General features: G+C 70.7%; 17 protein-coding genes and 1 pseudogene. 5 read left to right on the forward strand and 13 right to left on the reverse strand.

All coding sequences use genetic code 11. From position 1 onward, the window contains the following. Nucleotides 1-252 precede the first annotated feature (252 nt). Nucleotides 253-906 (forward strand): recombinase family protein, encoded by a 654-nt coding sequence (locus ABZ953_RS07135; protein ID WP_361718027.1) that lies wholly within the window; start codon nt 253-255, stop codon nt 904-906. Nucleotides 907-1,300: 394 nt separating this feature from the next. Here ABZ953_RS07135 and ABZ953_RS07140 read toward each other — a convergent pair whose 3' ends face one another. The 4 genes from ABZ953_RS07140 to ABZ953_RS07155 all read right to left on the reverse strand — a co-directional run bounded on the left by ABZ953_RS07140 (nt 1,301) and on the right by ABZ953_RS07155 (nt 3,534). Next, nucleotides 1,301-1,912, reverse strand: coding sequence for a DUF6417 family protein (locus ABZ953_RS07140; RefSeq protein WP_361718030.1), 612 nt, complete (start codon nt 1,910-1,912; stop codon nt 1,301-1,303). Between the two features lie 130 nt (nt 1,913-2,042). After that, nucleotides 2,043-2,918, reverse strand: a complete 876-nt coding sequence (locus ABZ953_RS07145) for an ATP-dependent DNA ligase (RefSeq protein ID WP_361718033.1) — start codon at nt 2,916-2,918, stop codon at nt 2,043-2,045. Then, nucleotides 2,906-3,121, reverse strand: a complete 216-nt coding sequence (locus tag ABZ953_RS07150) for a hypothetical protein (RefSeq protein WP_361718036.1) — start codon at nt 3,119-3,121, stop codon at nt 2,906-2,908. Before ABZ953_RS07150 ends, ABZ953_RS07145 begins: the two co-directional genes overlap by 13 nt. Before the next feature lie 71 nt (nt 3,122-3,192). Next, nucleotides 3,193-3,534, reverse strand: coding sequence for a DUF6233 domain-containing protein (locus ABZ953_RS07155; protein ID WP_361718039.1), 342 nt, complete (start codon nt 3,532-3,534; stop codon nt 3,193-3,195). 213 nt (nt 3,535-3,747) lie between these two features. Between ABZ953_RS07155 and ABZ953_RS07160 the strand changes: the two genes are divergently transcribed. Next, nucleotides 3,748-3,993: a DUF6221 family protein gene (locus ABZ953_RS07160; protein WP_361718042.1), complete on the forward strand. Its 246-nt coding sequence runs from the start codon at nt 3,748-3,750 to the stop codon at nt 3,991-3,993. A gap of 41 nt (nt 3,994-4,034) precedes the next feature. Here the strand turns inward: ABZ953_RS07160 and ABZ953_RS07165 are convergent, their stop codons facing one another. The 4 genes from ABZ953_RS07165 to ABZ953_RS07180 all read right to left on the reverse strand — a co-directional run bounded on the left by ABZ953_RS07165 (nt 4,035) and on the right by ABZ953_RS07180 (nt 6,304). Beyond that, complete coding sequence (locus tag ABZ953_RS07165) at nt 4,035-4,244, reverse strand: hypothetical protein (RefSeq protein ID WP_361718045.1); 210 nt, start codon at nt 4,242-4,244, stop codon at nt 4,035-4,037. 9 nt (nt 4,245-4,253) lie between these two features. Then, nucleotides 4,254-4,433, reverse strand: coding sequence for a hypothetical protein (locus ABZ953_RS07170; protein ID WP_361718048.1), 180 nt, complete (start codon nt 4,431-4,433; stop codon nt 4,254-4,256). Between the two features lie 64 nt (nt 4,434-4,497). Further along, nucleotides 4,498-5,832, reverse strand: coding sequence for a hypothetical protein (locus ABZ953_RS07175; RefSeq protein ID WP_361718051.1), 1,335 nt, complete (start codon nt 5,830-5,832; stop codon nt 4,498-4,500). A gap of 25 nt (nt 5,833-5,857) precedes the next feature. Then, nucleotides 5,858-6,304, reverse strand: a complete 447-nt coding sequence (locus tag ABZ953_RS07180; protein ID WP_361718054.1) for a hypothetical protein — start codon at nt 6,302-6,304, stop codon at nt 5,858-5,860. Between the two features lie 64 nt (nt 6,305-6,368). On the opposite strand from ABZ953_RS07180, the gene ABZ953_RS07185 reads away from it, so the two are divergent. After that, complete coding sequence (locus ABZ953_RS07185) at nt 6,369-6,632, forward strand: hypothetical protein (protein ID WP_361718057.1); 264 nt, start codon at nt 6,369-6,371, stop codon at nt 6,630-6,632. Beyond that, nucleotides 6,629-6,940 carry a DUF6415 family natural product biosynthesis protein gene (locus tag ABZ953_RS07190; protein ID WP_361718060.1) on the forward strand — a complete coding sequence of 104 codons (312 nt, stop codon included), beginning with the start codon at nt 6,629-6,631 and terminating at the stop codon, nt 6,938-6,940. The genes ABZ953_RS07185 and ABZ953_RS07190 overlap by 4 nt, the downstream gene beginning before the upstream one ends. A 322-nt stretch (nt 6,941-7,262) precedes the next feature. Here ABZ953_RS07190 and ABZ953_RS07195 read toward each other — a convergent pair whose 3' ends face one another. Continuing rightward, the gene (locus tag ABZ953_RS07195; protein ID WP_361718264.1) at nt 7,263-7,433 is read right to left on the reverse strand and encodes a helix-turn-helix transcriptional regulator; all 171 of its coding nucleotides are present in this window, start codon (nt 7,431-7,433) and stop codon (nt 7,263-7,265) included. Between the two features lie 631 nt (nt 7,434-8,064). Beyond that, a complete protein-coding gene (locus tag ABZ953_RS07200) occupies nt 8,065-8,580 on the reverse strand; it encodes an Lrp/AsnC family transcriptional regulator (protein ID WP_361718063.1) in 516 nt (171 codons plus the stop codon). Nucleotides 8,581-8,640: 60 nt separating this feature from the next. On the opposite strand from ABZ953_RS07200, the gene ABZ953_RS07205 reads away from it, so the two are divergent. Beyond that, nucleotides 8,641-9,948 (forward strand): PLP-dependent transferase, encoded by a 1,308-nt coding sequence (locus tag ABZ953_RS07205; RefSeq protein WP_361718066.1) that lies wholly within the window; start codon nt 8,641-8,643, stop codon nt 9,946-9,948. Here ABZ953_RS07205 and ABZ953_RS07210 read toward each other — a convergent pair. The 3 genes and pseudogenes from ABZ953_RS07210 to ABZ953_RS07220 all read right to left on the reverse strand — a co-directional run. After that, nucleotides 9,872-11,332 (reverse strand): GNAT family N-acetyltransferase, encoded by a 1,461-nt coding sequence (locus tag ABZ953_RS07210; protein WP_361718069.1) that lies wholly within the window; start codon nt 11,330-11,332, stop codon nt 9,872-9,874. The two genes, ABZ953_RS07205 and ABZ953_RS07210, sit on opposite strands and share 77 nt — an antisense overlap. 108 nt (nt 11,333-11,440) lie before the next feature. Next, nucleotides 11,441-13,021 (reverse strand): alkaline phosphatase D family protein, encoded by a 1,581-nt coding sequence (locus tag ABZ953_RS07215; protein ID WP_361718072.1) that lies wholly within the window; start codon nt 13,019-13,021, stop codon nt 11,441-11,443. Nucleotides 13,022-13,160: 139 nt separating this feature from the next. Next, nucleotides 13,161-13,793: pseudogene (locus tag ABZ953_RS07220) on the reverse strand (PLP-dependent aminotransferase family protein); the annotation flags it as partial. Nucleotides 13,794-13,891 lie beyond the last annotated feature (98 nt).

Consider the following 13,891-nt stretch of genomic DNA (forward strand, 5'->3'; position numbering starts at 1 on the left):
ACAGAGACGAAGCTGTTTGGTGGGGCACTAGCGAACCGGACCGAGAACGGTGAGGTGGCGCATAACGTTCCCTGAGGCGCTGCGAGTTGAAGGTCGCCGAGCGTCACTGTGCAACAATCGATCGATTGTTGGACGGTTGGACAGTCGGGCCTCGGAGCGGACATTGCAGTGGCGTGAACTGTCCAGAAAGGGTGTATAAAAAGTCTGGATGTCCACTTACGTCACACCCCCCTTTTCTAGACACTCGACGGTATGGACCCCGATTCCCTGGACCTCCTCGACCCAGTTGGCGGCGAAGGCGCCCTCATCGGCTACGGACGCGTCAGCACCAAGGGGCAACTCCTCGACCGCCAGATCGCCGCACTCAAGACAGCCGGTTGCCAGCGAATCTTCTGCGACAAGAAGTCCGGCAAGAACGCCGAACGCGAGCAGCTAAAGAAGGCCCTCGACTACCTGCGGCCGAGCGACACCCTCGTTGTCCCGTCCCTCGATCGCCTCGGCCGCTCCATCCAAGACCTCATCAGCATCGCCGGCGGCCTCCGCCAAGAGGGCATCGGATTCCGATCCCTTCATGAGTCCCTTGACACAACAACACCTGGCGGCCGACTCGTCTTCCATGTCTTCGCCGCTCTCGCGGAGTTCATCCGGGAACTCATCGTGCAGGGAACCCACGAGGGACTCGCGGCCGCGCGAGCCCGTGGAGAACGCCTCGGCCGCCCTCCGGCCATGACCGGGGAGCAGATCGTTCACGCGCGCTCGATGCTCGCCAACCCGGAGGCCTCAGTTTCCTCGATCGCCAAACTGCTCGGAGTCTCGCGGACCACCTTGTACAAGTACGTGCCCGAACTGCGAACCGGACGGGCCTCCCTGACGGCCGTCGGTAACCCGAGGGAGATCTATGACTGACGTGTGGAACGGCGAGCCTCTGGCCCACGCGGCGCAGGTAGACGACCACGAACCAATCCACTACCGCATCCACGATGCAGACAGCGCTGGCCTGCTCGCCTTCGGCACGGCCCGTCCGGCGCCGAGCGGATGGCTCGACGTAGCCGCGCACCACCAACGAGTACAGGCTGCCAACCCGACCCGCCACCTCGTACTGCGCCGCTATGACGCCTCGGCGGGGGATACTTTCGAGCGCCAGGTCGGGCCCGCACGCTCCCAGTCGGAGGGAAGCGTCTAAGACAGTCCCCTGATCCTGGGCTATCTTCGCTACAGGCGCGGGGCCTGTACAGCCGGGAAGGCTGCTGAAGCAAGGCCGAGGGCACTGACAATCGCCCGTGTGGCGGTGACGTTGGCCCTAGGTGGCGTCCGCTTCAGCGCGTTTCGACGCAGGCGTGAACCGGAGCGGACGCGCCGGGTAGATCACTCCGAACTCGCGGGCGACCCGGTTGGCGGCGGCCGCGGACCCACTGATCCGTTGCAGGAAGAGCGCGCGGGCCAGAGACTGGGCTTGCTCGTCGTCGAGATGGACGAGCCATCGGTTGGCCTCTGTGTCGAAGCGAGCGGCTCTGATTGCCGTGTTCAGCCCGGGTGCCGGGGGTGTTCGCAGCTGCCCGTCGAGGTCGGTGTAGCGGCGCACGGCGTCCATCTCCGAGCGCCGAAGGGCGACCTCCTGAAGGCCGGACTTCGGGGCTTCAGCGCGTGGCCCTGGGGCTGGTTGGGTCTGTGCGTACAGCAGGGCGTCCCAGCCGTCGTCCGTCAGCCGCACCGCCCACGGGATCGGCCGCCCGGCCTGCGCCGTGAGCTCGGCGTGGACGTCGGGCGTCGCGAGCTCGGCGAGTCCCAGGTCGGTCAGGGGTGTCACGCTGCGCTCGTCGATGCCGGGGGCGGTGGTGGCCCATCTATCGTTGTCGCCCTGCGCGTGAGCGACTCGCTGGAGCTGCGCGTAATGGCCTGTGGAACGCCCCATCTCTGCCCCTTCGCCGCAGAAGACGATCCTGCGACGCTAGCGCAGGCTGAGACGCACGGGGGCGAGCTGCGCTTACCTCCCTCGGATTGGGGGTGCCATACCTTCCGGGTTTCAGGGGAGGTGCAGGTCTTCACCGGATCCGCGTCACGGTGACCACCGCGTGCCGGGTGGTGCCCGCAGCGACCTCCACCACGATCCCCGCGGCGTCGATGGCGGTGTACGGTTCCCCGCCGGCGGTGTCCGCGCGCTTGCCGGGCCCGGCCACGGCCACGTACCGGCTGACCTCGGCGGATAGAGGCGCGGTCAGCGTCTGGGACAGGACACGTCGCCCGTCTGGCAGCTGCACGGCGATCTGCTTTGGGCGGGTGGCCGGCCCGGTGTAGCCGACGACTGCGGCGTCCACGGTCTCCGCCGTCCGCACCTTGCGCCACGATCTGTCCGGTCGGTAGGTCCCGCTGGCCTGCTTGGCGACGATCCCCTCGATGCCCTGCTCCGGCAGCACCTCGAACCAGACGCGGGCCACCTCGATGTTGTCGGTGGCAGGCACCGTCTGTAGTGGCGGGCCGAGCGGCTCCAGCACGTCGAGTAGAGCAGCGCGCCGCTCCGTGTACGGCCGCCCGCGTAGGTCCCGGCCGCGAAGCATGAGGCAGTCGAAGGCCACGTAGGAGGCGGGATAGCGGTGGATGAGGTCGGCGAGGCGCCGGCCGCGGGCAGAGGCGCGGGAGCGGACGGCACCGAAGTCGGTCTTGCCGTTCCGCCAGATCACTGCCTCGCCGTCGAGGACGGTATCGGCCGGGAGGTCCATGGCCGCGGTGGCGACGTCGATCCACGCGGCGGTGGCGTCCCGGCCGGACCGCGTCTGTACGCGCACTGTGTCACGCCGCCACACGACGGCCCGGTCACCGTCGAGCTTCGGCTCGTACCACCAGCCGGGCCCCGCGGGCAGTGTGCCTGCAGCTCTGGCGAGCGCGACCGTGACGGGATACTCCACGCTCAGTGCGCCCACACGTCGGGTCCGCCGCCCCGCCACTCGATGAGCGCGGATCGGACCACGTCCATCTCGTCGTAGCTCTGCAGGCCCGCGGTCTGCATGAACGCGACGATGTCCTGCACCGAGAACGCCCTGCCGGAGATCTGCCCGTCCACGCGCACGCGCCGGCCGCCGTCTTCATCGGGTGGGTACACGACGACCGGGTGATCAGAGGCCATGTCGCCAGAGTGCCCGTGGGTGATTGCGCGCGCGCGGGGAGCTCGTCCATCCGGCCGCTTCGTGAGCGTGCCTATTCCAGCACCCCGAGCTTGGTGTCGGGGCGGCAGTGGGTGCAGGCGGGTACTCCGTCGGTGAGCATCCTCAGTGCTTGGTCGCGGGGGATGCCGCGGATGCGTTTGCCCATCATGTGGCAGCCGCCGACGTGCACGGCGACGGGGAGTTTGTCGACGCCGATGCCGACCTCGATGAGCCAGTCCGGGACGGGCGGCCGAGCCTGCTCGCCGCGAGTCTGCTCGGCCTGCCGCTGCTGCTCCTCGGCGATCCACCGCTCGACCTGGCCGAGCTGGTGGCGGAGGAAGCCCTCGACGATACGGAGCTTCTCCAGGCGCGACGGCTGCGGGGTATCGGACATGTGTTCGAGTCTACGACGAGAGGCTCCCCATGGCGTCACCGCGTTGTCGGTGGCCCCGCCTACACTTCGACCATCACATCCGCGCTGTGGCTGCAGCGCTGCCACCCCACCTCCCTGATGCAGGAGGTGGGGTGCTCGGATTCTGGAGGGGCCGTGGGCGCCGTGAGTGATCCAACCGACTGGGCTCGCGATCAAGTTGCTTCCGTTGGGGGAATGCTGCTGTGGCTCGGCGAGCAGATCGACACCGATGAACCAGGCGTCCCACCCCACGCGACGGCTGCCCTCCGAGCCGCACTCACCGAGTGCTCGTACTGGCACGAGCGCAGTGTGGCGGCCACCGTCGAGCCGTTTCCGATGCCGGACCTCGCAGCCCGCTATGAGGTGGCCATGTCGACAGCCCGCGCCATGGCTGCGGCCTACGCGGACCGACCCGGCTACCGCGACGAGTGGCGGCCGTAGCCGGAGGTCAGGCCATCACTTTGTGGGCGCCCACAATGTGATCAAGCCTTTCCGTCGTCCGGCTCCGGGTGTCGCACGAGCTTCTTCAGCTCGGCCTCGACGGCCAGCCGCGACTCCCCGGACTCGGCCGCGAACGCGACGATCGCGGCCTGCACCTCCGCGGCGGTCTCCACGGTCAGCGTCCCGGCCTGGATCTCCTCCCAGGCGGAACGTTCCAGCGCGATCAGGTCGTCAGGGAGTTCGATAGCCACGGCGAGATGTTACGCCGCCTTCACGACCTCGCCGCGTACCGCCGCCGCCCACTCCACGACCAGCAGCTCGTACCGGGCCCGCTGCTCGGACGACAGGCGCACCGCGGGGTGGGGCCACAGGCGGCGGATCTCCTCGTTCACGACTGCGGCAGGCCGTGCGGGGCCGCGGTCCGGGGGAGTGGGGGTCATGCCGATCATCCTAGGCGCCGGGTACGACATCACCCAGGACCCGGACGTGACCGGCATATGACGATCACGTGCCGAGCACGTCCATCAGGTGATCGTCGAGGTCGGCGACGAAGTCCTCACGCCGCCACGGCCGCAACTCCTGACGGGCCCGCCGCAGCCGGATCGCAGGGACTCTCCCGCCCGTCGCCGACGCAGCGGTCACGCACTCGTGCAGCAACTCGGCAGCCGAATGAGGATCCTGCATCTTGATCCGCGCCAGCGCTTGATCCGTGGTGACGATCGCCCGCTGCACCTGCTCCCGCGGCGCCGACAACGCGGCCGCGGACCGGGCGAACCGGTCGTGAGCCGCCGATGGGTCGCCCACGTACAGCTCGCAGACCCCCTCGAACCCACGCAGATGACCGGGCGAGAACGACGTGGGGGCTGGATCCCCGGCATGATCCGCATCCAGGTCGTACCAGGCCAGACCCAGCGCCGCCTGCGACTGCCGCCCCTGACCCGCCCGCGCCGCGATCTCCGCCTGCAGCGCGTGAGCGCGCGCCCGGACCAGCGTCGAGTGCCCGGACCTGGCCGCACGCACTGCCTCGTCGACGAGCAGCCGGGCGGGCTCGACGCCCGGCGTCGAGTACAGGGTGACCAGGGCGTGGCTCATGTGGACGCCGGCCCGCCGCCACGGCTGCTGCAGGAGGCCCGCCTCCCGGGTAGCCTCCGCGTACAGAGCCCGGGAGGCTGCATCGTCACGGGTCTCGAACGCGAGGCGCCCGGCGAGCGCGCAGGCGGCGACCGCGGCGTCGCGGAGCAGGGGGAGCAGCGGCTCGGGGGATGGGCCGGCCAGCAGGCGGCGGCAGGCTTCGACGGCGGGCGCGAGCATCAACTGAAGCCGCACAAACGGGAGCGAGCCCACCTGCGCATTGACGTCCGACACGACGGAGGCGAGCCCGCGCACGACGTCCTCGTCGGCGCGTGATGGGTCGGCCAGTGCCGCGGCGAGCCCTGCCTGGGCGCCGGGCGCGAGGAACGCCAGCATGCCGCCGCCCGCGTCCGTCACTGCGCGCACCATCGTCGACCGCAGCTCGGTGAGTCGTGGTTCGCTCTCCCCGAGCAGCCGCAGGGCATCGAGCAGCTCGGCGAGGTCCGATCCGGCGCCGAGCGCGGGCTGGCCTGCCGGGGTCCGGGCGTAGAGGTGGGCGAGGAGCAGCTGGTAGCGCTCGTCCGGCATTGTGGGGCGGGCCGCCTCCCAGCGGGCCACCGAGCGTTGCACGGACGCGACCGCGGGCAGGTGCGGCTGATGCAGCTCCCGGGCGTGCTGGATGAGGGCTCGTGCGGTGTCGGACAGGGACAGGCCACGGCGGCGTCTCAGCCGCTTCAGCGCGCTCGCGCCCGCCGCTCTGTCGTCCATCCGGCCATGGTGGCGCAGATGCCGCCTACACGGGCACGATCAGCCGTGCTTTCCCTCGATCTGCTGTGTAGTTGAGGGTCTGCCAGGTTCCCGACTGCGGCTCGCCGTGCCTCGGGAATCCGATCGTCATGCCCGACCGGTCGACCATCCAACGATTCCGCGCATGGTAGGCAGGCGAGCGGAGCTCCGGCGCCTTCAGCTCGACAATCTCATTGATGCGGTCCCGGGTGCGGGCGATGGCCTGCCGGGCCTCGGCGGGCTGCTGATCGATGGTGCCCGGCACGACGATGGTGATCCTGGCGGCTGTGTGCCCGGCCAGCCACACCAGGCTGTGGCTGTCGATGCCCTTCGCGCCGCCGATGTAGAAGTGGCTGTCGGCGAAGGGTCCGAGGTACTCGGTGAAGATCCGCGCGTACTCGTCGAGGCTGCGATGCCCGGTGCTGCGTGTACCGGTGATAGCGACAAGTCGCATGATCAACTCCGTGTCATAGGTTGTCATATCCCGCCCCCACCAGCGGGATTGAGATCGTCAATGCGTGGACATCGACGACCTGCACCGACTAGGCGCCTACCTCGAGACGCGGGACCTTCGCGTAGCGGCCCGTGGCCCCGGACTCCTCCTCACCGTAACCAACCCCCTCAGCTCCCACCTCACCGAAGAAGTCCGCCTCGCTGGCGGCCGGTACCTCACCAGCTTCGACTACGAGATCGGCGAGCAGGGCGACGAGCAGGCCTGCGCCGAACGCATCGCCCGCATCCTCGCCGTCGGAGACCAGCACCAAACGAGGCGGCCGACATGAGCGACCCGCAGACCCTCATCGACGAAGCCCTCTCCGCCTGCCGGGACCGGCCCTCGCCGGAAGAGCTCGCCGAGCTCGACGAGCAGCTGCGCGCCAGCATCGCCGAGCTGATGCCCGCCGCCCAGCGGAGGTTCGAGGAGCAGGAGACGTACTCCGCCGACTGGTACGCCGGGAACCGGATACTCCTCGACGCCGGGGGCGCCCTCGCCGAACCCACGCAGGACGCCCCGCTCGCCGCAGCTCTGGGTGTCGCCGAGCTCGGCCGCCGACTGCGCGAGCTCGACCACTACGCGCGGGAGGAGTCATGATCTGCGCCCGCTGCGATCAGCCGATCCGGCGTAGCCAGCCGTACAGCAGCCACGACATCCACAGCGCGTCAGCGGCCGGGACGACGGTGCACGTACATCTCCGCTGCCCGGGTGCACAGCCCCGAAGGTAATGTTCCGCGCACCCAGGGCCCCTACCTCTGGCCAGCGGTTACACGACGGGTGATCAGTTCACACGGGGTGCGAAACGAACGCAGCGGTATGTGAGTGCAGCAGGCTTCCGCACGGCAGATATATGCATTTCAATGCTGAACATCACCACCAGCAGCGCGCGGGCGCAGTGCCCCCGGATGTCCCAGCGGGCCTAGTGGAGGAGGTCGGTGACGTGGACGCGCAGCTCGTGAGCAACGGCAAGGAGATGGCTCAACTTGATCTCCCGCCCGGCTTCCATGCGCTGGATCGTGCTGCGATTCAAGCCTGTGTTGAAGGAGCGGGTCTCCTGCGTCATGTTCTCGTGCAGGCGCCGGACGCGCATGCGGTCACCGGTGGCCCTGAGGGCGTCGGTGATCCATTGCGGCTGGTCGGCGGACGGCACGGGCTCAACCGTTTACCGACCATGATCATAAGTCAGCAGCAGATTTGCGGCATTATTTGATCATGAAGTGAGTGCCTAGACCTTGCACTCGCCGGGCACCCGGCCCCGCGCCCACCTCGCGCTACCTGCAGCCCTACGGCGCTCCGTCACGAGCGCCCCTGGGTATGGGTGCTGTCGGGAATCGACCGGTAGAACCAGTGCATCCGTTAAGCGGGATGGCGGGTCTACCCACAAAGACGTGCCGGGCGCCAGCGAACGGGTGGCCCCCCTCGGTGGCGGCCCGGCACTTGGAACGGCCCCTCCTGTCACGTGGCAGGAGGGGCCGTTTGGTGCGCTGACCTGGGGCTCTCCCGTTGATCGTTTAGGAGGTATTTGGGAGATGGGGTTCGGTACGCAGGTGTATCTCAGTAGGTAGCGAGTAGGTATTCAGCAGACGGATGGCGGCAGGGCGGAGAGGTACTGCCCCGCGCTCACCAGGCCATTCAGCGCTGTGGCCTGAGAGGTTCTTGAGCGCAATCCCGTATATGGGTGTCTGACATGCGGACATCCTCGTACGGGGGAGGGGTCGGCGTCACCATGATTCCTGGGCCGCGTCCAGCGGCCCTTCGGTCCCGGCGTCGGGTGGCAGCAGCGGACCGCACGCCCACTGCTGGAAGATCAACCGGGTCTCCACGCGCGCCACTTCACGTCGCGCGGTGAACTCGTCGAGCACCAGCCGCTGAAGATCCGCCGGTCCCGCGACCGCCACGTGCACCAGGAAGTCCTCGGGCCCCGTGAGGTGGAACAGCGACAGGGACTCAGGAAGCGCCCTGACGCGTTCGACGAAAGGACCCACGAGATCCCGCCGGTGCGGCCGGACCTGTACGGAGAGCAGTGCTTCGAGCCCCCGGCCGAGCTTCGCAGGGTCGAGCCGCAGCTGATGTCCGAGAATCACTCCCGCACGCCGCAGCCGCGTCACCCGGTCGAGGCACGTGGACGGCGCGACACCGACCTGCGCCGCGAGGTCGCGGTACGTGGTCCGTGCGTCGTTCTGCAGCAGACGCAAAATGTGGAGGTCCACCGGGTCCAGAGCGACAGAATCGGCCATCGGCCGAACGTAGCACGGTGCTCGGGCCCGGGTCCCCGGCGGTTGTTCAGCCTGTGGCGCATGGAAGCGAACACCGGGACAGCCCGTCACGAGTCCACAGCCCGTCACGAGTCCGCCGACAGCACCGTGTCACCGCCGCGCGCCCTGGCCACCGAGGCCGTGCACGCGGGGCGGGACGATCTGGCCGAAATGGGCCTGCACGCCCCGCCGATCGACCTCTCCACGACCTACCCGTCCCGCGACAGCCGGGCCGAGGCCGCCCGCATCGACGCCTTCGCCGCCGACGGGGTCGTCGACGACGGGCCGCCGGTCTACGGGCGGCTCGGCAACCCGACCGTCGCCCGCTTCGAGACCGCCCTCGCCAAGCTCGAAGGGACCGAGAGCGCGGTCGCGTTCGCGAGCGGCATGGCGGCGCTGACCGCGGTGCTGCTCATGCGGGGCGCGGCCCGCCTTCGCCACGTCGTCGCCGTCCGGCCGCTGTACGGCTGCAGCGACCACCTGCTCACCGCGGGCCTGGTCGGCACCAACGTGACCTGGGTGGACCCGGAGGGCATCGCCGGTGCCATCCGCCCCGAGACCGGCCTCGTGATGGTCGAGACGCCGGCCAACCCCACGCTCGCCGAACTCGACCTTGCCGAGGTCGCCCGCGCCTGCGGCACGGTGCCGCTGCTCGCCGACAACACCTTCGCGACCCCCGTCCTTCAGCGGCCCGCGGAGAGCGGCGCCCGCCTGGTGCTGCACAGCGCCACGAAGTACCTGGGCGGACACGGCGACGTCCTCGGCGGAGTCGTCGCGTGCGACGAGGAGTTCGCGCGGGGCCTGCGCCAGGTGCGGTTCGCCACCGGCGGCGTGCTGCATCCGCTCGCCGGCTATCTGCTGCTGCGGGGCCTCGCGACGCTGCCGGTCCGGGTGCGGGCGGCCTCGGCCACCGCGGCGGAACTGGCGCGCCGCCTCACCGACGACCCGCGGATCGACCGCGTGCACTACCCGCGCCTCGGCGGCGCCATGGTCGCCTTCGAGGCGCACGGCGACCCGCACGAGGTGATCGCCCGCGTACGGCTCATCACCCCGGCGGTGAGCCTCGGCAGCGTCGACTCGCTCATCCAGCACCCGGCGTCCATCAGCCACCGCGTGGTGGACGCCGAGGACCGGCGCTCGTCCGGCGTCAGCGACCGCCTGCTGCGGATGTCCTGCGGCCTTGAGGACGTCGAGGACCTCTGGCGCGACCTGGACAGGGCGCTGGGTCCGGTCCGGGACACCATTCCCGCCGCCGGGCCCGTCGCACAGCCGCTCAGTGCCGCGCCCGCTGGTGGTGCTCGACACGGCCGTCGGGACGCTGCGTGTGGTCGTACGGCAGCCGCGAGCTGACCGGTGTCGCCTCAAGGCGGGCCGTGATCACCAGCGTGCCCTCCTCGATCTGGTAGTCGAGCGGCAGACCGAGCCCGCGCATCGCGGCCACCATGCCGGTGTTGGACGCCTGCGTCACCGCGTACACGCTCTCGCAGCCCGCCTCGACCGCCATCGACACCAGGCGGCCGAGCAGTTGGCCGCCGATGCCGCGGCGCTGCCACTCGTCCTCGACGAGCAGCGCGATCTCGGTCTCGTCGCCGTCCCAGAGGAGGTGGCCGAGGCCGACGATCCGCCCGGACGCGGTCCGTACCGCGAGCGTGCGGCCGAACCGGGGGCTGAGCAGGTGGTTGAGGTAGCGGTCGGCGTCGTGCACCGGGCCGTGGTAGCGCATGTCGAGGGTGCGCGTGGAGCACCGCTCGTGCATGACCTTGGCGGCCTCGACGTCGGCCGTACCGGCGCGCCGGACCGTGATGGAGTTGCCCTCCGGGAGCGTCAGGACGTCCTGGCTGCGCGGGATGCGCGGGCCGAGCCGCGTGTCCAGCTCCACCAGGGCCCGTGCGCGGGCGAACTCCGTGGGCGTGAACGGCAGATAGGGCCGTTCCACGGTGATGACCTCGCCCTCGGGCCCCTTCAGGCGCAGTACCGTCCCCTCGAGTACGCCCTCGACCGGCGCGCCCTCCGCGGCCCCGTCGCCGCGGGGTCCGGGCCGCGACGCCGCGGGCAGCGAACGGATGGTGCAGCGACCCAGCAACTGCCGCAGCGCCAGCGGGAGTTCGGCAGCGTCGAGCGCGGTGCGGGTGGCCAGGCCGAGGATACGGGTGGGGGCGTCGACCAGATCGTGGGCGTCGGCGCGCTCGATCCAGGTCCCGACGCCGCCGGACCGGGCGACCGACCGGCTGATGTCGGCGCCCGCCAGCGCGGTGGGCGCGCGCAGCAGGAACTCGTCGACGGTGCCCTCGGCCAGCGGGTGCGCCTGCAGGCTGAGGATGTCCACCCTGTGCTCGGCGAGCGTCACGCACAGCGCGGCGAGCGACCCCGGCTCGTCCCGCACCGTCGTCCGCATCCGCCAGAGCGTGGTCCCGCCCTCCTCCGGGGTGCGGTCGGGGGCGCCGGCCGCCGTGGGCCCGGCCTGCTCCGCGTCCGCGGGCGGCCGGGCGCCGGTATCGTGCGCTGCCGGTGGGGCGTGGCTGTGGCGCCGCGCCCACCAGGTGTGGAAACCGACCGTGGCGACGAGCACCACGGCCGACACCACCAGGAGGCCCGGACCGTCCGGCCCGTGCCCCACCATGTTCGCCACCGCGTCGGCCACCGCCACGGCGGTGAACAGGGCCGCCAGCTCCACCACGTCGCGCCGCCACTGATGTACGGGGCGGCCGTGCTTGGTCCGGGTCACATCAGACATGTCAGCTCTCATACGGCCACTCTGCTGGACCGGTGTTGCGTGATCGAGAACGCCCTGTGACTGATGGGTAAAGAGGCCGTCTGAACCTTTGGCGGCGATTTGCCCGCGCTACTGACCCACCCGGCCCGGCTGTAGCGCCTGAGTGAACAGCACGCTGCCGCCCTCCTGCCGCAGCCGCACCGTCAGCTCGCCGCTGCCGCCGTCGATGTCGATCTCGCCGAAGTACTGCGGGGTCTCGGCCGGTGAGGTGTTCGCCCGGCTCGGAGCCTTGATGAACTTCTGCTCCGGACCGAACGTCCCGTCGAGCTTCGTCGCCGGGAAGCCGCCCGCGGCCAGTGGTCCCGACACGAACTCCCAGAACGGCGCGAAGTCCTTGAACGCCGTACGCGAGGGGTCGTAGTGCTGCGCCGAGGTGTAGTGCACGTCGGCGGTAAGCCACAGCGTGCCCGTGATTCTGCGGTGCTTGATGTGCCGCAGGAGCTCGGCGATCTGCAGTTCGCGGCCGAGCGGGGCGCCGGGGTCGCCCTGCGCGACGGCCTCGAAGTTCACCCTGCCGTCCGGCACCACGATGCCCAGCGGCATGTCGGAGGCGATGACCTTCCACACGGCCCGGGACCGGGACAGCTCCCGCTTGAGCCAGGCGAGCTGGCGGGCGCCGAGGATGCCGGTGACGTCGTCGGTCTGTCTGCCGGGCGAGTTGGCGTTGCGGTACGAGCGCATGTCGAGGACGAACACGTCCAGGAGCGGGCCGTGCCGCAGCACCCGGTATACCCGTCCGTCGTCGTCGCCCGGCGGCAGCGTGGAGACGGGGAAGTACTCGCTGAACGCGCGCAGCGAGCGGCCCGCGAGGACGTCCGTGCTCTTCTCCGTATACCGCGCGTCGTCCAGGATCTGCCCCGGGTACCAGTTGTTGTGCACCTCGTGGTCGTCCCACTGGACGATCGACGGCACCTGCGCGTTGAACCGCCGCAGGTTGTCGTCGAGCAGGTTGTAGCGGAAGGCGCCCCGGAACTCCGCCAGGGTCTCGGCGACCTTGGACTTCTCCTCGGTCGTCACGTTCCGCCACTGGGTGCCGTCGGGCAGGGTGACGCTGGGCAGGATGGGGCCGTCGGCGTAGATGTTGTCGCCGCTGCACAGGAAGAAGTCCGGGTCGCGCCTGCGCATCTCCTCGAAGACGCGGTAGCCCCCGCGGTCGGGGTTGATGCCCCAGCCCTGACCTGCGATGTCGCCCGACCACAGGAAGCGCACGCCCTCCTTGCGGCCCTTCGGCGTCGTCCGGAAGGTCCCGCCGACCGGCTCGCCCGTCCGCCGCGGGTCGTCGGGGTCGGCGAGCAGCACCCGGTAGTGGATCTGCTCACCGGCGGGCAGGCCGCGCAGCCGGGTCGTCCCCGTGAAGTCCGTGGCCGGTCCCAGCAGCGGGCCGTGCCAGCGCCGGGGGTTACGGAACGACTCGGTGGCCGACGTCTCCACGACCATCCGGGCCGGCCGGTCCGACCGGACCCAGACGAGCCCCGCGTGCGCGGTCACATCCCCGGCCTGCACGCCCCACCCGGCCTTCGGGCGGCCCGAAAGGGCCAGCGAAGGGGCCGCGCCGGCCAGCGAGGGCACGGCGAGCGCCGCCGGTACGGCGAGCGACCCGCGCAGCACGCTGCGGCGACGGGGGGACGGGCTCGGCTGACGTTGCGACATGAATGCGCCTCCAGTTGACGGGTGCGACCAGTGTGCGGGCGCCCGGCCGGTACCGCGCCACAGCGCCCACGCGAAGCACAAGTGAACAACTCGTGGCGGGCGCGGGGGAACCGCCGCGCGGGGGCCGTCACCTTCCCCGTCATGTGCCGGCAGCTGAGCGGGCCAGCAGGCGCACCCGGTCGGCGATCCGGGCCGGCGACAGCTGGGCGTAGCCGAGGACCAGACGCACCACGTCTCCCGCCGCGCCACGGTGGTCCGCCGTCGGCCCGGGGTGCCGTGCCGCCTCGTACTCGCTCAGCGGCCGGACCGCGACGCCCGCCGCACAGGCCCGCGCCAGGAAGGCGTCCTGCGGGCCCCAGCGGCCGGGCAGCCGGGCGATGACATGCAGACCGGCCGCGATCCCGGTGATCCGCACGCCAGGGAAGTGCTCCTCCAGGGCTGCCACCAGAGCGTCCCTGCGCTCCCGGTAGGCACGCTGACAGCGGCGCAACTGCTGGTCTTAGTCGCCCCGTTCGACGAACCGGGCCAGGAGCTCCTGGTCCAGGGCCGGATTGCCCAGGTCCATCACGCGCTTGCGTTCGACGACCTCTCCGGCGAGGGCCTCCGGGACGAGCAGCCAGCCCGGACGTAGCCCTGGAGCGAGCGATTTGCTGACCGATCCGGTGTACGCGACGTGTTCGGGGTCGAGCCCCTGCAGGGCGCCCACCGGGGCGCGGTCGTAACGGAAGTCCCCGTCGTAGTCGTCCTCGACGAGCAGGCCGCCGACGGACCGCTGGCCGGTACGGGCACGTACGGGGCGCCCCAGGCCGTCGGCAGCGCGCTCGTCGGCGCCGGGGTGGCCCTGGGCTCCGGAGTCCTCGCCCGGCGCCG

The sequence above is a fragment of the Streptomyces sp. NPDC046465 genome (assembly GCF_040646035.1).
Lineage (GTDB): Bacteria > Actinomycetota > Actinomycetes > Streptomycetales > Streptomycetaceae > Streptomyces.